The organism is Paenibacillus sp. LRG-1, assembly GCF_057220305.1.
In genome coordinates this window covers 3,698,262-3,716,536 of the sequence record NZ_CM170126.1, presented here as the reverse complement: position 1 = coordinate 3,716,536, position 18,275 = coordinate 3,698,262, and the positions used below count along the sequence as shown (strand labels likewise).

Below are 18,275 nucleotides of genomic sequence, written 5' to 3'. Positions count from 1 at the left end.
AACGCTCTCTTTTACCTACAATTGCTCGCGGTGAATCACCCTGAATTCCTTGGGAGACATACCGAAGCGGGAACGAAATACACGGTGAAAATACGTGTAATTTGCAAATCCTGACGATTCGGCGGCTTGTTCCAGTGACATGGGACTGAAAATGATTCGTTCTCTCGCCATGTTAAGCCTGATGTCCAGCGTGTACTGCATAATGCTCGTATCGAATGTTTCCTTAAACAGATGTACTGCTCGGGATACGCTGATACCTACGTGTGAAGACACGTCATCCAGCTTGAAGTTAGAGGATGCATTTTCTTCAATATAATTTTTAATCTGATAAGCAAGATAGTTATGATGGGTAGCGATAGGATGATCGGATAGCATACGGTCAAACTCCAAACATAAAATGCGCATGTAATAGCTTGATATTTCCGGGTAAGGATTAGAAATACGTCGTTGCTCCATCACAAGCTGACGAAATAGGCCAAGCAGGGCTTCTGTGAGCTGAACCTTAATTCTGTTGGGTCGTTTATGATGGTTCCACCACTCATCTACCCAGGAACCACCGAAAAAAATGTGATAATCTCCACTTTCCACGACCAGATCTCCCATGGGATTCAACTCACTATGAATATCCAGTTCATAAGGCTCGGTAGGATTGAATAGCAGTAGGTCACCCGCCTCAATCCGTGTCATTTCCCCGTTAATGCGGGCCTGGCAGCGTCCATCTGTTTGCAAACGGAATAAATAATTTTTGATCCCATCAGGCTGGTTCGAATAAAAGGGCTTTCGATGGAAGGAATAGCCTGCGGTAAGAACCTGACAAGGCTCGACGATAGACATGATGATGACTCCTTTGGGCATATGGCTGTTTCAAATATTGACCAGATTGTTCATGTTTTAATCATATTATTCATTTTAAACGAAACAGAAATAGAATACTATGTGAACTGTAAAGCTTACATGTTAGATGAGAAAGTACATGTTGGAGGCCAAGGAGTGTGACGACGTGGAACGAATGAAGGCCGGGATTATCGGATGCGGTACTATTAGCTCGGTATATCTTGAAAATCTCCAAAAGAGCCCACTTATTGAAGTGGTGGCCGTCGCTGATTTACTAGATGAGAGGGCCAAGGAGAGGGCCGATGAATTCAACATTGAAAACGTATACAAGGTGGATGAATTGCTTCGTCAGCCTGAGATTGAGCTTGTATTTAATCTGACCGTGCCTGGCAGCCATGCACTGACAGATGTGGCGATACTAGAGGCAGGCAAGCATGTGTACAGTGAAAAGCCTTTGGCGCATTGAAATTCACGGACCATCGTGCTAATGCTGAGCTGGCCTACCATGTGTTAGAAGCCATGCATGCTTTTCAGCGCTCATCATTGGAAGGCAATCACATTACGATGGAAAGCACGTTTAAGCGGGACGAGGATTTGTATTATGGAACAGATATAATGGAAAATTCATCCTAATTAAAGAGGTGAAGGGTAATGGCTAAAGTAGGATTGCAATTGTACACAGTAAGGGAAGAGCTTGAACAGGATTTTGAAGGTACATTGCGCAAGGTAGCTGAGCTTGGCTATAAAGGGGTAGAATTTCATACCTTTTTCGGACGCAACGCCAAGGATGTCAGAGCGCTTTTGGATGAGCTAAATCTGGATGTTGTCGGAACTCATATACAATATTCTCGTTTGTTGGATCATTTGGATGAGGAGATTGCATACCACAAAGAATTGGGCAATAAGTACCTAATCGTTCCTTATTTAACCGAAGAACAGCGACAATGGGATGAAATTTTTGCTAATTTGAATCGTATTGGTGAAAAAGTGAAAGAACAGGGCTTGATACTGGCTTATCATAATCATGATTTTGAATTGACAGAAAAAATCAATGATCGCCCGGTATTCGATGCTTTATATGATGCGGTTTCCGATGATTTGTTACAGGTCGAAATGGATACTTGTTGGGTATACTATGGGGGCTATGATCCAGTGGAATACATCGGACGTTATAATGGACGCCTGCCTATCATTCACTTAAAGGATATGGCACGTGACGAGCAACAAAAAGCAGTGACTGTAGAGCTTGGCAAAGGCGAAGTGCAGCTTCAGGCCATTACAGACGCCGCTATTCAGGCAGGTGTGGATTGGGTCGTCGTGGAACAGGATTTCTGCTCAAACCCTCCAATCGAAAGCATTGAAACCAGCATTAAATGGCTCCAACAATACGCAGCTCAGGGAGGAAATATTCATGTCTAAAACACTCAAAATCGGGATTATTGGTTGTGGAGGCATTGCCAACGGCAAACACTTGCCGAGTCTTGCCAAGCAGAAGCGTGCAGAAATCGTTGCATTCTGTGACATCATTCAGGAGCGCGCTGAAGAGGCAGCAGAAAAGTTTGGAGTTGAAGGGTCGCAAGTTTATAGTGATTACCGTCAGTTGCTAGAAAATAAAGACATTGAAGTCGTACATGTGTGTACACCCAATGACTCGCACTCAGAAATTACCGTAGCGGCGCTTGAGGCAGGTAAGCATGTGCTGTGTGAAAAGCCGATGGCTAAAACTGCTGAGCAAGCACGGGAGATGCTCGATGCAGCCAACCGTACAGGTAAGAAGCTGTCTATTGCGTATCAAAACCGATATCGTGATGACAGTTTGTATCTGAAGCAATTGGTTGAGCAAGGAGAGCTTGGAGACATTTATCTGGGCAAAGCCATTGCTCTACGCCGTCGCGCGGTTCCGACTTGGGGAGTATTCTTGGATGAAGAGAAGCAGGGCGGTGGTCCTCTTATTGATATTGGCACGCATGCACTCGACCTGACACTCTGGCTGATGGATAATTACAAGCCTAAAAGTGTACTAGGTTCAACCTTCCATAAGCTAGGGGATCGTAAAGATGCGGCAAATGCCTTTGGGCCTTGGAATCCTGAGGAATTTAAGGTAGAGGACTCAGCTTTTGGTTTTATTACGATGCAAAATGGAGCTACGATTGTACTGGAATCCAGCTGGGCATTGAACGTTGTAGAGTTTGGCGAAGCGAAGACGCTGTTATGCGGAACCGAAGGCGGAGCTGATATGCAGGATGGATTGCGCATTAACGGGGAAAAGAACAGCCGCTTGTTTGATACGAAAATAGATCTGGATGCAGGTGGTGTTGCCTTTTACTCTGGAGAAACGGAAAATGAAGCAGACCGCGAAGCTCGTCTGTGGATCGAATCTATTCTGGACGACAAAGAACCTCTTGTGAAGCCGGAACAGGCACTGGTTGTTACTGAAATTTTGGAAGCTATCTATGAATCGGCCCGTACCGGGAAAGCTGTCTATTTTGACTAAGCCCGTAATTATCCCGAATAGACCATCATTATAATGAAAGCAGCTTTTTTCACATATGATACAGGGAGGGATTTCTTTTGAAACTTGGAGTATTTATGGTGTTGTTCGGCGGACGTTCGCTGGAGGAGGCGCTGGATTATGTGGCTTCTCAAGGATTAGATGCTGTAGAAATCGGTACAGGCGGCAACCCAGGAGATAAGCATTGTAAGCCGGATGAGTTGCTGGAGAATGATACAGCGCTCAAAAATTTTAAAAAGGCGGTAGAGTCCCGTGGACTAACGATTAGTGCGCTTAGCTGTCACGGCAATCCTCTTCATCCGCAAAAGCATTTAGCCCAAGCTGATCATGAAACGTTTCTTAAAACCGTTCGATTGGCAGAAAAGCTGGAAGTTCCAGTTGTGAACACTTTCTCTGGCTGTCCGGGTGATCATGAGGATGCGAAATATCCAAATTGGCCTGTGGCTCCGTGGCCTAATGATTTTCAGGAAGTGTTGAAGTGGCAATGGGAGAATAAAATTATTCCTTACTGGACTGAGACGGGAAAATTTGCAGCAGATCATCATGTTAAAATTGGGCTGGAGCTACACGGAGGCTTCTCCGTTCATACACCAGCGACCTTGCTTCGTTTGCGTGAAGCTGCGGGAGAGGTCATTGGTGCTAATCTGGATCCGAGTCATATGTGGTGGCAGGGAATTGACCCAGTGCAGGCGGTTCAAATTTTGGGCCGAGAGGGAGCCATTCACCATTTTCATGCCAAGGATACGACGATTGATCCGGTCAATGTAAATAAATATGGACTTACCGATATGCAGGAATATACGAAAATGCTAGATCGCGCTTGGCAGTTCCGTACTGTGGGTTATGGACATGATGTAAAAACGTGGGCAGATATTATCAGTGCTCTGCGTCTGGTGGGATACGATTATGTAGTGAGTATTGAGCATGAAGATGGTCTGATGTCCGTGGAGGAAGGCTTTACTAAGGCTGTCCACAATCTTCGCCAGGTATTGATTGAAGAACCGCTGAGCGAGATGTGGTGGGTCTAACCTAATAGGGGGAAATGTTGATGATTAACGTCACCATTTGGAATGAATTTTTGAACGAAAAGTTGAATGATGAAGCCAAACAGATATATCCTGACGGGATACACAAAGCGTTGGCTGACGGCCTGGCAGGAGAGGGATTTGCCATTCGAACAGCTACTCTTCGTGATGATGCCGAGCATGGTTTGGGAGAAGAGATCCTGAATTCCACAGATGTGCTGCTGTGGTGGGGGCATAAAGCCCACGATCAGGTGAGCGATGAAGTTACGGCGCGTGTTGTAAAGCGAGTGCAGGGAGGAATGGGCTTGATCGTGCTACACTCGGGCCATTTTTCAAAGCCATTCAAAGCCCTAATGGGCACTAGCTGTGATCTGAAATGGAGGGTGGCAGGTGAACAGGAGATTATTTGGTCGGTGAATCCGTCACATCCTATTGCAGAAGGCATAGACGCCAAAATTTTGTTGAAGCAGGAAGAGATGTATGGCGAGTTCTTTGATATTCCAGCGCCGGATGAATTGGTATTTGTTAGTAACTTTGAAGGCGGCGAAGTATTTAGAACCGGATGTACTTTCCGCCGAGGTAGCGGTAAGATATTCTATTTCCGCCCAGGTCATGAGACCTATCCGACTTATTACCAGCCTGATATTTTGAAAGTTATCGCCAACAGCATTCGTTGGACTTCTCCGACAAATATTAACAAACCAATATATGGAAGAAGTGAACCTGTAAGACCTCTCGGTGGAGTGTTGGTATAATAACAATCATCACATTTTGATGAGCTGTATAATGAACAGATTGATAGGCGGAACCTCTAGGGATTCCGCCTTTTTGTATTTAACGATTTAGACATATACCTGCTGTGTTGGTTTGTTGTATAATCAGTTTTGGTCATGGCAACTTTATCAGCGCAGGTATTTAATTTAAGAAGAAAGTGTTTTCTTTCGGGATAAAGTATGCTAAAATGATATATACTAACAAAAGGAAAGCTTTATCAAACCGAAATGCAAAAGAAGGTGAAAAATTTGGAGAGTCAACCGCAATTTACAAAAATGTGTCCGCGTTTTGAAACCGCCTTTTCATGTTTGGGTAAGCGTTGGAATGGATTAATTATTCAATCCATGATGAGCGGTCCTAAGCGGTTTAAGGATATTTCCAATCTGATTCCCACAATGAGTGACAAAATGTTATCAGAGCGGATGAAAGATTTGGAAAATGAAGGAATACTTACACGTCATGTATATCCGGAAACTCCTGTCCGCATTGAATACGAGCTAACAACCAAAGGCCGTGCGCTTCAGCCGGTTATGGAACAGATTCAATTTTGGGCTGAGGAATGGATTAGATGAGCACCAAACTAAATAAGCGTTTCTCATAGCAAAACAGCCTTTTCCTAGGAAAAAGGCTGTTTTTTTATTTTGTGTATAGGACTACTTATCCATTTTACAGAAATGATCTGCATAGGCAGGACGGCTTAATAGCCTTTGACGCGCCCTGCAACTGAGAATAATCCTGCTGTTGCACGGCGGGGCACACGGGTTTGAATATCCAGCGCGGCCGAACGGAATGTACCCAAGCAGGAATGGCAAAGTCTTCCTGCATAAATGGGGGAACGGCAGGATTCACAAGGATAATCAAGCTGACTGTATGTGGAGGGAAACTTGCCTGCTCTTACCCAATCTGTGAGCAATTCTATAGGTGTGCCGGTTACGTCACTGAGCTGACGAGTATGAGTAGAAGGATGCTTCCATAGATAGTTAGAACAGCGGTCCAAGAATATATTTTCTTCCTGAATACAAGAACTACACAGGTTTCTAAGGTTTTGACGAAAAACGGAACCGCATTTTGGGCAATTAGAAGTATGTATCTCCATAGAAACCAGTCCTTTGTATCGAAACATAGTGAAATTTTAAATTTATTAGTTACATATTACTATGACCTTATACCTATATCAATCTTTATTTATGGAATCTCTGATCTTTAAGTGTATGTTGAAATCTGTGTTGACATTACTTTGTTACTTATGTATTATCACTTACATAAAGTTACTTAATGAATAAAATAAACTATTACTGATAAGGGGATCTTTATATGATGCCATCTTTATTTTTGGCCCACGGCTCACCGATGCTTGCTATTGAACAGACGGACTATACTTCATTTTTAGAGCAACTGGGGAAAAGCATTCGCCCTAAAGCGGTTGTTATCTTTACTGCTCATTGGGAAGCGCAAACGTTGACGATCAGTTCGATGGATGACGTGTACGATACCATTTATGATTTTGGCGGTTTCCCACCGGAACTGTACACGGTGAAATATCCAGCACATGGTTCTGTGGAACTGGCCAATAAGCTGGAAAAATTATATGAAGAAAAGGGCATTGACGTACAAACTGACCGGGTGAGGGGACTGGATCATGGATCCTGGACATTGTTGCATCGTATGTATCCTGAGGCAGACATTCCGGTAGTTCAGATCTCAGTAAATCCATATCTTTCGCCCAAAGCACAATATGCCATTGGTGAAGTGCTGCGTGGACTGGGAGAACAAGATATTCTGGTCATTGGCAGTGGAGTGACTGTTCATAATCTGCGTATCGTCAAATGGGGGGAAACGAAAACAGAACCTTGGGCTATAGATTTTGATGATTGGATTATTGAAAAAGTTCAAAGTAGAGATATAGAGGCTTTGGATCACTATGAAAGCGAAGCACCGTATGCTCGCCAGGCCGTACCAAGAGCAGAGCACTTTGTACCGTTGTTTATTGCAATGGGGAGTGGCAATCCTGCAAACAAAGCCAAGGTCATCCATAGAAGCTATGAGATGGGGAATTTAAGTTATCTATGCTTACAGTTTTAAAAAGTGTGTTGCCAGAAGAAGGACTAGTGTTAAAATGCTTCGCAACTGCTTCTGTATAAGTAGAGGAGTGGAAATAAATTAGGGAGTGTTATAAGCTATAATGGCTTATAACACTCCCTTTTACATAAAAAACGATTTATTATATGCGGCAAATCTCACGAGGGCACAATTCACAATGACATACGCCTTGCAGCATTTCCAAATCCTTGACAACAATCATGCCATTATCATATTCAACTGCATTTTTCTTACGTAGATCACTAAGCATCCGGTTTACGCTTTCCCGAGTCGCACCGATCATATTTGATAAGTCAGTATGAGTAATTTTTTTATGAATCAGGATATGTTCGCCGTGAGGCTCACCATAGGTATTGCATAGACGGATGAGTGTTGAACATAAAGCGCCAGGCTTGCCGTACATCATCAAATCGCGGAACTTAGTCTGAGTAATGCGATGATGCGAACCCATCCATTTCATAAAGTCAATCGCAAAATCACAATGCTGGCAAATAAGTAGCTCCAGATCTGTATGATCGATTACGCCAATATCACTGTCTTCCAGAACCTCAGCAGAAAAGGAATGCTTAGTACCGAAAAATGGATCGGCTTGACCAACAAGATCGCCGCTTTGATACATATATAGAATAAGTTCCTTACCCTCATCCGTTGTTTTGGTTACTTTCACGCGTCCGCGCTTAATATAAAACAGCTTATCCGCTGTATCTCCTTCCCAGAACAGATGCGAGCTTTCTGGCATAACTCGATCTTTCATCATCACTTGCAACCGGTTGAAGCTGGCCTCCGAGAAGCAACAGGTGTTGCCGCGGGCTTCCATTACATTTGTAGGGTTTCTCATCGTCCATTTCCCCTTTGTATCCTATGTTTTTTATCTGCAACTTGATCAATTCAAATTCATTATATACCTGCGCAATGCGTTTTTGGGGCAAGAAGAGGGGGTAAAAGTGGCAGAATTCCAAACTTTGTGATTTAATTCACTTCATAAAATAAAATTTTAAATAGATTGTGAAAAAAATCACAATATATCTTGAAAAGCTGTGTTACGATCAGTGCGTGAACAAGAGATAGTACACGAGATAACAGGAGGATGAGGGAAATGGCTGTTAAAAACGAGGTTATCCAAAAAGAGCAAAGCGCAGAGCAGTATATTCAAACGCTGATTGACCGGGGGAACCGGGCACAGCAAGCTTTCATGAGTATGAATCAGGAACAGATTGACGAAATCGTACAAGCTATGGCACTCGCAGGGATGGATAAACACATGTACCTGGCGAAGTTGGCTGTTGAAGAAACAGGACGCGGTGTGTACGAGGACAAAATCACCAAAAACATGTTTGCAACAGAATATGTCTATCATAGTATCAAAAATGAAAAAACCGTCGGTGTCATTGAAGACAATGATTTTGACAGTTTTCAAAAGATAGCAGAGCCAGTCGGCATTATCATGGGGATCACTCCAGTGACAAACCCGACTTCGACTACGATGTTCAAAGCGTTGATTGCCATTAAAACACGTAACCCAATCATTTTCGGTTTCCATCCATCTGCTCAATCGTGTAGTGCGGAAGCAGCCCGCGTCTTGCTCGAAGCAGCCGTCAAACATGGTGCTCCAGCTGATTGTATTCAATGGATTGAAGCTCCATCGATGGATAAGACAAATTCACTCATGAATCACCCGGATGTGGCTCTGATTCTGGCAACTGGTGGATCAGGCATGGTTAAGGCGGCATATAGCTGCGGTAAACCTGCTCTGGGTGTAGGCCCAGGTAACGTGCCTTGCTTTATTGAAAAAACAGCAGACATCAAGCAGGCCGTGAACGATCTTATCCTCTCTAAATCTTTTGACAACGGTATGATTTGTGCTTCCGAGCAAGCGGTTATTATCGAAGAGCCAATCTTCGAACAAGTGAAAAAATTGATGATCGCTAACGGCTGCTATTTTGTAAATAAAGAAGAAGCAGCTAAGCTCACTCAAGGAGCTATGAATGTCGAGAAATGTGCAGTGAACCCAGCAATCGTCGGGCAGTCTGCTGTGAAAATTGCTGAAATGAGTGGTATCACAGTACCAGCAGGAACTAAAATTTTGGTCGCTGAGATTGAAGGGGTAGGAACAAAATTCCCATTGTCTGCGGAAAAATTGAGTCCTGTATTGGCTTGCTATAAAGTGAAAAATGCGGAACAAGGTATTCAACGCGCTGCTGAAGTCGTGGAATTCGGGGGCATGGGCCACTCGTCCGCTATTCATTCGAACGATGAGGACGTTATCGCTCGCTTCGCAAACCGTCTGCAAACAGGACGTATCATTGTAAATGCACCTTCCACACATGGTGCGATTGGCGACATTTACAACACCAATCTTCCTTCGTTGACACTCGGTTGCGGTTCGTACGGTCGTAACTCGACTTCGTCGAACGTATCGGCAGTCAATTTGATTAATGTGAAAAGGGTGGCGAAACGGACGGTGAATATGCAATGGTTCAAAGTACCTTCCAAAATCTATTTTGAAAAAAATTCGACACAGTATCTTGCTAAAATGCCTGATATCACACGTGTAGCCATTATCACGGACCCTATGATGGTAAAACTGGGATATGTGGATCGTGTTATTCATTATCTGCATCAACGCCAAACACCGGTAGCTATCGAAGTGTTCTCTGAAGTAGAGCCAGATCCATCGACAGTTACGGTAGAACGTGGTACAGAAATGATGAGACGTTTCCAACCGGATTGCATCATCGCACTGGGCGGCGGTTCGCCAATGGATGCGGCTAAAGGCATGTGGATGTTCTATGAATATCCAGATACTGATTTCAATAACTTAAAACAAAAATTCATGGATATCCGTAAACGGATTTACAAGTACCCACGTCTGGGCCAAAAAGCACAATTTGTAGCTATCCCTACAACCTCGGGTACAGGTTCCGAAGTTACATCGTTTGCAGTAATTACGGACAAAAACCTGGGTAACACGAAGTACCCGCTGGCTGACTATGAGTTGACTCCTGATGTGGCAATTATTGACCCAGTGTTTGTATATTCGCTGCCTAAAACAGCTGTAGCGGACACAGGTATGGACGTTCTGACACATGCTATCGAGGCTTACGTGTCCGTAATGGCTAATGATTACACAGATGGTCTGGCAATTAAAGCCATTCAATTGGTATTCCAATACCTAGAACAATCGGCTCTGATCGGTGATAAGCTGGCTCGTGAAAAAATGCATAATGCTTCCACACTTGCTGGTATGGCGTTTGCTAATGCATTCTTGGGTATTAACCACAGTCTTGCACATAAATGGGGTGGACAATACCATACAGCGCATGGCCGCACGAATGCCATTTTGCTGCCGCACGTTATTCGCTATAATGCGAAAAAACCGACAAAATTTGCTTCGTTCCCTAAATATTCGCACTTTGTTGCGGATGAGCGTTATGCAGAAATCGCGCGCATACTGGGACTGCCTGCACGCACCACCGAAGAAGGGGTTAACAGCTTGATCGAAGCAATCCGTAAGATGAACAAAACACTCGGTATCGAGGAATCGTTCCAACAAATCGGTTTCGATGCGAAGGATTTCGAATCACGTGTAGACTATCTGGCTGACCGCGCATTTGAAGATCAATGTACAACTGCGAATCCGAAGTTGCCGCTGGTTACTGAGTTGGCTGATGTCTATCGCAATGCCTTCTACGGACGTTTTGACCAATAATATAATAGGTACGAAGAGGCTTGTGAAAAAGCATTTTCTCGTTCAATACCGATGCAGGCTCTCTATATAGAGGGCCTGTTGGTTTGGGAAGGGAGGTGAACGGCAAGGCTAAGGATATAGGCGTGAAGCTAGGGAAAATAAAGTGATAAAAATCACTCATATTGTGATTTTTATCACATACTACACTCTATCATTATTCTACAATAAGGGTGTAAGAAAGGTCCCGACACTGAGCGTAAGGCATCGGTGAACAGGCCGGGCTCAAGAAATAGCTTTATCGTGAAAAAAATCACAAGTCCGGAAGACCAAACAATTTGGAGGGATTTACATGTCGGTGATTGAGAGAGAATTACAAGAGCAACAATCTGGCTGGAGAGGTTTTAAAAAAGGCAAATGGACTAAAGAAGTCAACGTCAACGATTTTATTGAAACTAATATCTTACCTTATGTTGGCAATGAAGAATTTTTGGTTGGTCCTACCGCCAACACAACTGCATTGTGGGATATTGTATCCGATCTTACCAAAAAAGAGTTGGCAAACGGCGGCGTGCTTGATGTAGACGTGAATACGCCATCCACTATTATTTCACATAAACCGGGTTATCTAGACCGGGATAAAGAGCAAATTGTCGGTGTACAAACAGATGCTCCATTCAAACGCTCTTTGCAGCCGTTTGGTGGAATTCGAATGATGATCGACGCTTGTAAAGCCTATGGTTTTGAAGTACCAGAAAGTATTATTGATATTTTCACTCATATTCGTAAAACTCACAACCAAGGTGTATTTGACGCTTATACAGATGAAATGAGAGCAGCTCGTAAAGCTGGTATCATTACTGGTCTGCCAGATGCATACGGTCGTGGTCGTATTATCGGTGACTATCGTCGTGTAGCTTTGTATGGTGCAGACTTCTTGATCCAAGATAAAAAGCTGCAACTGAAAAGCCTTGAAGTTGATTCCATGGAAGAAGACGTAATTCGTCTGCGTGAGGAAATTTCCGAACAAATTCGTGCTTTGAATGAACTGAAACAAATGGCTGCTGAGCACGGTTTTGATATTTCAAAACCTGCTAACAATGCGAAAGAAGCTTTCCAATGGGTATATTTTGGATATCTTGCAGCAATCAAAGAACAAAATGGTGCAGCAATGTCCTTAGGACGTGTATCTTCCTTCCTTGATATTTACTCTCAACGTGATATGGAAGAGGGTACAATGACAGAAGAACAAGCTCAAGAACTGGTCGATCATTTTGTTATGAAATTGCGTATTGTTAAGTTCTTGCGCACACCTGACTATAATGAACTATTCAGTGGAGATCCAACTTGGGTTACTGAGTCCATTGGTGGTATGTCCGTAACTGGAGAAACTCGGGTAACTAAAAACAGCTTCCGTTTCCTGCACACCCTCTACAATCTGGGACCTGCACCGGAGCCGAACCTGACTGTACTGTGGTCGGAAAAATTGCCTGAAGGCTTCAAAAAATATTGTGCGAAAGTTTCTATTGAAACTAGCTCCATTCAGTACGAGAATGACGATCTGATGCGTCCGATTTATGGAGACGATTATGGTATTGCTTGTTGTGTATCGGCAATGAAAATCGGTAAACAAATGCAATTCTTTGGTGCTCGTGCCAACTTGGCTAAAGCTCTGCTGTATGCAATTAACGGTGGTAAAGATGAAAAATCTGGCGTCCAAGTAGGGCCTGAATTCCCAGCCATTACAGGCGAAGTTCTGGAATATGAAGAAGTGTTGAGCCGCTTCAAACCTATGATGGAATGGTTGGCAAAACTGTACATGAACACTTTGAATGTTATTCACTACATGCATGATAAATATAGCTACGAACGCATTGAAATGGCGTTGCATGATCGTGATATTCTCCGCACCATGGCTTGTGGTATTGCGGGTCTGTCAGTTGCTACCGACTCCTTGAGTGCCATTAAATTTGCAAAAGTTAAACCAATCCGTAACGAAAAAGGGATTGCTGTTGACTTTGAAATCGAAGGCGAATACCCTTGCTACGGTAACAACGATGACCGTGTAGATAACATCGCTGTGGAACTGGTAGAAAGCTTCATGAGCATGATTCGCAAGCATAAAGCTTATCGTAATGCGGTTCCTACTCAATCTGTACTGACTATTACTTCCAACGTGGTTTACGGTAAGAAAACAGGTACAACACCGGATGGACGTAAAGCAGGCGAACCGTTTGCACCAGGGGCAAACCCAATGCACGGCCGTGATAAAAAAGGTGCTTTGGCATCTCTGAGTTCCGTAGCCAAATTGCCTTATGAACACAGTCTGGATGGTATCTCGAACACCTTCTCCATCGTGCCTAAAGCACTGGGTAAAGAAGAAGAAACACGCAAAACAAACCTTGTTTCGATGATGGATGGCTACTTTGGAAGCCACGCACATCATCTGAATGTCAATGTGTTTGCTCGTGAACAACTGTTGGATGCAATGGAGCACCCAGAAAACTATCCACAGCTGACGATTCGTGTTTCCGGCTATGCCGTTAACTTTATCAAGCTGACTCGTGAACAACAATTGGATGTTATTAACCGTACTTTCCACGGTACAATGTAAATAAGTATTACAATGACGCACGCATAGCGGATGCGGGAAGGATGATGCAACATGTTGAAAGGTCACATACACTCATTGGAAACCTTCGGGACCGTCGATGGTCCCGGCATCCGCTTCGTGCTCTTTATGCAAGGATGCTTGTTGAAATGTCAATATTGCCATAACCCGGACACTTGGGCCTTGAATGAAGGTAATCCGATGACGTTAGAGGAGGTATTGGCTGAGATTGAGCCGTATTTAGCCTATTACCGTTCTTCAGGAGGCGGATTGACCGTATCCGGTGGAGAACCGACGCTGCAAGCTCATTTTGTCGCAGAGCTGTTCAAAGAAGTGAAACGTCGGTGGAATTTGCACACGACACTGGACAGTAACGGCTTTAATGACGCGGGCCGTATCCATGAACTGCTGGACGTAACAGACTTGGTGCTACTGGATATTAAGCATATTGACAATGACAAACATATTAAGCTTACAGGCAAGTCTAATGACCGTATGCTAAGTACGGCTCGCTGGTTGTCTGAGCAAGGGCGCAAAATGTGGATTAGACACGTATTTGTACCGGGTATTCATGATGACGAGCAAGATTTATTGAATTTGGGACGGTTTATCGGAACGTTGAACGGAGTCGAGAAATTCGAAATATTACCTTACCATCAAATGGGTGTTTACAAGTGGGAAATGCTCGGTAAGGAGTATCCGTTGGAGGGAGTTCCATCTCCTACAGATGAAGAAGTTCAACGTGCTTACCGACTCATTGAAGAGGGTCGTCTGGAGACTGCAGGAAAGAATGCTGTCTGTCGTCCATCATAATTTGGGACCAGTTTATACTAAATAAAAAGATAGCGTAAGAACTGTTAATAATGTTTATTAACTCTGTTAAGTAGATAAAAATAAAAAAAGATAAGTAATCAGCGTGTACCAATATTAAAACGGTGCGCGCTGTTTTAATTTATCTTGAAATATTGAGTTTATAGAATAGATATATCTTTGGCTGGCTTGAATCAGCTTGTTCTTACTCTGGTAAAAGTACTACTTTTTAGTATTGAGATGTGTAAAAGAAGGCTGTAACCTAGTGTTATCTAATCACTTTTTTTAAGATGCATATGCTTTGAGTTCTGACTAGTCGAAGATTAGCATCTTAGACAGCCTTAAATGAAATAATTATATAATTGTATAGTTACATTTCACTTATTAAATAGGCTTTAGATACTAACGATTGATAGATACAAAGTTACTTCCGTAAGTATCTACTAATTTAGTCTTAAAGATATATTACACTGCAATTTGGTTAAGATACATAGAAAATGAACAATGTAGAAATTTCGCTCTGTAAACAATATATTTTTTTATTAGTTAATAAAATGAGGAGTTCGGATTTCAATTGTTTTATATTTTAAAATTATTTCTATATTTATAAAATCATTATATCAAAAACACAAATATATATGAATAAGGAAAAATTTGTTTACTTTTTCGCCTAAATATTATACTATAAATTTGTGAAATATAAAAAAGTAAAGGAGACAAGAAACAATGGAAAAATCTAAGTTGTTAGGTTTAACTGCTCTCTCAGCTCTCACTTTATCTTTAAGTTTAATACCTACTCAACAAACCTATGCTGAAGAAAATGTGGTTAACTCAAATTCAAGTCCGCAATCATTTATTGAACAAACATTAATAAATGAGAGTGCAGTTACACCTCAAGGATCAAGATCATATCAACTTGGTCAAACTTCTGCATCTATTTATTTGAATGGGTCTCTGGATATTCAGATTTATACGACTCTTAGCAATTCAGATTTGTACAGTATTGACATTTATGATAGTAACGGTAGACATGTCTACCAGCGTGATAGAAATCCAAGTGAAGGAACTAGTTTTCATGTGAGTGGTTTATATGGGTATCATACAGTTCGTGTACAAACTTATAATAATAACGGAACTTTTTCTCTAACTTGGCCTTAATATATAAATTATTTATTGGGTGTCTAAAGTCGATTTGATGACTTGGACACCCTTTTCTTTTTCAAGTAAACAAAAAGGGATATGTTGCTTTAACGATAAAGTAACTTTTTCACTTCGTTTTTCTTTATTTTTCATAGTTTTATTTCCATCATCCATGCCTGAATTTTTATACATAGCTTTTTAATATAAGTACTGTTATGAAAATGATTTTAGTATATAATAAGGGCTTCATCTCAATTGAGAGTTTTTTTGATGAAATAAATTAAACACTGAAAAAATCCCTAATGCTACCTGATAGCTTGCTTATTTAATAGATTATTAGCGTATCAGGGGATTATTCTATTTATTTTAGTTTTTGCAGTCACAGGAGAAAGTTCCCTTTTTTTCATGATCAGCAAAATTTCCAGAAACTTTTTAACAACTGATGCGTCTAATAGTATGACTTTTTACGGGAATGATAATAATTTGGTGATAGAAGGAGACAGACAATGAATTTCAAGAAATGGACCATGCTCACCGCTCTTGCGGTGGCTCAGGTGGCCGCAGTAGCCCCTGTAGGAGCAGAAGCAGCATCAACAACCGTTCAATCCACCGATTCGGTTAGCGCACAGCAGGCTCAGGCCAATGTTGCTGATTCAGGCGTTCAGAATAGCATCGGAGATCAAGATGGAACTAGCACACAAAATGACACGGTGACACCTAATAATACAGGCGTATCCAATGATCCACTGACTGGCCTGCCTACGAATACAACCAACGGATCGAACGTATCCAATGATGTATACGGTGGAGACGGAACGATCACCAATCCTGGTGGAGCTCCAACATCCATGGGTGCTAATCAATTGATTTTGTACTTAAACAGCGCGAAAATGGAACAAAACGGACAGGTGTACACAGCAACTCAGCCGATGACTGTTAAGGACGGAGTTTCCTATGTAGCTATCCGTTCTCTTGTCAGCCGTGTCGGATTGCAGTTTAGTTATGACACTGCCACCAAAGAAACCGTAATCACACAAGGAACAAATGTCATGCGCTTCAAAACAGACAGCAAGGTTTATACGGTTAACGGTGAAGCCAGACAAATGAAGGGACCGGCTTTTCAGCAAAAGAACGTATTTATGGTGCCATTGACCTCGATTACACAGGCCTTAAATATTCCTTATACTGTGAATAATACGACTAAACAAGTTATCATGGATTTGAATCAGAAGCCTAAAGCTTCCTTCACGGTTCAACAAAAAGATATCTATGCGGGCGAAACCCAAGTTACGTATTTGACGAAGGAATCTTCTCCTACAGGTCTTCCGATTGTGAACCAACGTTGGGAAGGGAAGCAGGACGTATTTCAGGAGCCAGGTACATATGTAGTTACCTATTCTGTTCTTGACTCTGCTGGGAACTGGAGTGATCCTTACTCAGTTACACTTACAGTAAGACCACCAAATCAGCCGCCAGTGGCTCTGTTTACAACTGATAAAAAAGAGTACAAAATGGGTGAGAAAATCACCATTACCGACCTGAGTACAGATGATGAGAATGCTATCACTAAGCGTGATTGGGAGAATAAGAAACTTGCCTTCTTCCAACCAGGTGATGTAACAATCACACTCACCGTGACTGATAAGCACGGCGCAACAGGTACCAAAAGTGAAACAATTAAAATTACGAATGAATTGCTGTACAACGAAGATGATTTCAATAAAATCTTCACACCATATGGTGATAAATATACAGTAGACGGCAGTCAGGTGCCTACCATGGCTACCATTCCTTTGACTAGTACATCTTCACCGCGTCTTTTGATCCGTGCTAACAGCCCGGAACGTGTATTTCAGGACGGAATTGTGTATCAGGAAACCGGATCAGGCAGCACGCGCATACTCGTCCATCATGTCAATGAAACGGGTAGAGATGTGAAGATGTACGTGATTGCGACCAACAACAATATCACTCCTGCCAATATAAATGTCGAAAATTCCGGTTTTGCCGGTCCATCTGATTTTGCCACGGCTGCGGGTAAAGTTTCAATTCAAAAATATTTTCAATCTATGATAGATGGAAGCAAGCGTTCTAGTACAGTTCTGAATCCGGGTGAAAGCCGTATTATTTTGCAGGATTTGAACGAGAAAAAAATGAAGCAAAAGCAGGTCATTTCTCTATTGTCCGATCTATACACGGATCAACCAATCCAATATACGGTCATTATGGTGGATGCGAATGCAGATCCTATGACCGTACTGCCCACGCTGGCAAAACTTCCGAAAGACGGAATTCACAACCGTGGAACGTACGCTAATGCTGATATCTCGCTCAATTATACCGAAGAGGTTGGTAAAACAGCTCAACGTATCGTTCTTGGTGATAATAAGGTAGATCCGAACCTGATTGGTACGGACGGTCTGGATGGCTCTTCTGCTTCCAATGCCGGTAATTTTGGTGTTGTATATAAAGTTAAATTGGATCATGTAGCGCCGTATTCACTGATTACCTTCAACCCGCGTGGAGGCGAATATTCCGGTTATGCGATGGTAAACAATCAGGTTGTGGGTATCCCGACGAACGGCGCGGTATGGGCTCCAAATGAGATGAGTGTGCTGTATCGCACAGGGCATATCGAGGAAAGTGTAGAGATGTATTTCACTGCTGCAGCAGGAAGTAACTTGCCGGTTTCCGTAGTAGTTATGCCTTTACCAGCTATTAAAAATTAATATGAATTAACCGGTGCTGTTTACCGGCTTAGACCTTGGGTCTCGTCATTCACCG

14 protein-coding genes and 1 pseudogene are annotated in these 18,275 nt (G+C 42.5%); 12 read left to right on the top strand and 3 right to left on the bottom strand.

The genetic code is table 11. The annotated features are described in order from the left end of the window. Positions 1 to 15: 15 nt before the first annotated feature. The gene (locus tag ACUUJN_RS16560) at positions 16 to 834 is read right to left on the bottom strand and encodes an AraC family transcriptional regulator (RefSeq protein ID WP_023989280.1); all 819 of its coding nucleotides are present in this window, start codon (positions 832 to 834) and stop codon (positions 16 to 18) included. Positions 835 to 1,000: 166 nt separating this feature from the next. On the opposite strand from ACUUJN_RS16560, the pseudogene ACUUJN_RS16555 reads away from it, so the two are divergent. The 6 genes and pseudogenes from ACUUJN_RS16555 to ACUUJN_RS16530 form a co-directional block, all read left to right on the top strand. Further along, a pseudogene (locus ACUUJN_RS16555) lies at positions 1,001 to 1,294 on the top strand (Gfo/Idh/MocA family protein); the annotation flags it as partial. 191 nt (positions 1,295 to 1,485) lie between these two features. After that, positions 1,486 to 2,253: a sugar phosphate isomerase/epimerase family protein gene (locus ACUUJN_RS16550; RefSeq protein ID WP_484668714.1), complete on the top strand. Its 768-nt coding sequence runs from the start codon at positions 1,486 to 1,488 to the stop codon at positions 2,251 to 2,253. Next, positions 2,246 to 3,328 carry a Gfo/Idh/MocA family protein gene (locus tag ACUUJN_RS16545; protein ID WP_013310855.1) on the top strand — a complete coding sequence of 361 codons (1,083 nt, stop codon included), beginning with the start codon at positions 2,246 to 2,248 and terminating at the stop codon, positions 3,326 to 3,328. Before ACUUJN_RS16550 ends, ACUUJN_RS16545 begins: the two co-directional genes overlap by 8 nt. A gap of 77 nt (positions 3,329 to 3,405) precedes the next feature. Continuing rightward, a complete protein-coding gene (locus ACUUJN_RS16540) occupies positions 3,406 to 4,374 on the top strand; it encodes a sugar phosphate isomerase/epimerase family protein (RefSeq protein WP_013310854.1) in 969 nt (322 codons plus the stop codon). Between the two features lie 20 nt (positions 4,375 to 4,394). Next, positions 4,395 to 5,126: a ThuA domain-containing protein gene (locus tag ACUUJN_RS16535; RefSeq protein WP_023989276.1), complete on the top strand. Its 732-nt coding sequence runs from the start codon at positions 4,395 to 4,397 to the stop codon at positions 5,124 to 5,126. 246 nt (positions 5,127 to 5,372) lie between these two features. After that, entirely contained in the window at positions 5,373 to 5,717 is a 345-nt protein-coding gene (locus ACUUJN_RS16530; RefSeq protein WP_013371810.1) for a winged helix-turn-helix transcriptional regulator, read from the top strand. A 125-nt stretch (positions 5,718 to 5,842) separates the two neighbouring features. Here ACUUJN_RS16530 and ACUUJN_RS16525 read toward each other — a convergent pair whose 3' ends face one another. Continuing rightward, positions 5,843 to 6,142: a hypothetical protein gene (locus ACUUJN_RS16525; RefSeq protein WP_226887755.1), complete on the bottom strand. Its 300-nt coding sequence runs from the start codon at positions 6,140 to 6,142 to the stop codon at positions 5,843 to 5,845. Positions 6,143 to 6,459: 317 nt separating this feature from the next. Here ACUUJN_RS16525 and ACUUJN_RS16520 point away from each other — a divergent pair, with 317 nt between their 5' ends. Continuing rightward, positions 6,460 to 7,227, top strand: coding sequence for a DODA-type extradiol aromatic ring-opening family dioxygenase (locus ACUUJN_RS16520; RefSeq protein WP_075154407.1), 768 nt, complete (start codon positions 6,460 to 6,462; stop codon positions 7,225 to 7,227). A 139-nt stretch (positions 7,228 to 7,366) separates the two neighbouring features. On the opposite strand, the gene ACUUJN_RS16515 is transcribed toward ACUUJN_RS16520, so the two are convergent. Beyond that, positions 7,367 to 8,083: a Crp/Fnr family transcriptional regulator gene (locus tag ACUUJN_RS16515; protein WP_013310849.1), complete on the bottom strand. Its 717-nt coding sequence runs from the start codon at positions 8,081 to 8,083 to the stop codon at positions 7,367 to 7,369. Positions 8,084 to 8,341: 258 nt separating this feature from the next. Here ACUUJN_RS16515 and adhE point away from each other — a divergent pair, with 258 nt between their 5' ends. The 5 genes from adhE (at position 8,342) to ACUUJN_RS16490 (ending at position 18,220) form a co-directional block, all read left to right on the top strand. After that, a complete protein-coding gene (gene adhE, locus ACUUJN_RS16510; protein WP_023989274.1) occupies positions 8,342 to 10,954 on the top strand; it encodes a bifunctional acetaldehyde-CoA/alcohol dehydrogenase in 2,613 nt (870 codons plus the stop codon). 328 nt (positions 10,955 to 11,282) lie between these two features. Further along, on the top strand, positions 11,283 to 13,544 hold the full coding sequence (gene pflB, locus ACUUJN_RS16505) for a formate C-acetyltransferase (RefSeq protein WP_025722256.1): 2,262 nt from the start codon (positions 11,283 to 11,285) through the stop codon (positions 13,542 to 13,544). Positions 13,545 to 13,595: 51 nt separating this feature from the next. Next, complete coding sequence (gene pflA / locus ACUUJN_RS16500; RefSeq protein ID WP_013310845.1) at positions 13,596 to 14,354, top strand: pyruvate formate-lyase-activating protein; 759 nt, start codon at positions 13,596 to 13,598, stop codon at positions 14,352 to 14,354. Between the two features lie 723 nt (positions 14,355 to 15,077). Further along, positions 15,078 to 15,509, top strand: coding sequence for a hypothetical protein (locus tag ACUUJN_RS16495; RefSeq protein WP_069079995.1), 432 nt, complete (start codon positions 15,078 to 15,080; stop codon positions 15,507 to 15,509). A gap of 488 nt (positions 15,510 to 15,997) precedes the next feature. Then, positions 15,998 to 18,220, top strand: coding sequence for a copper amine oxidase N-terminal domain-containing protein (locus ACUUJN_RS16490; protein ID WP_068941536.1), 2,223 nt, complete (start codon positions 15,998 to 16,000; stop codon positions 18,218 to 18,220). Positions 18,221 to 18,275: the final 55 nt, after the last annotated feature.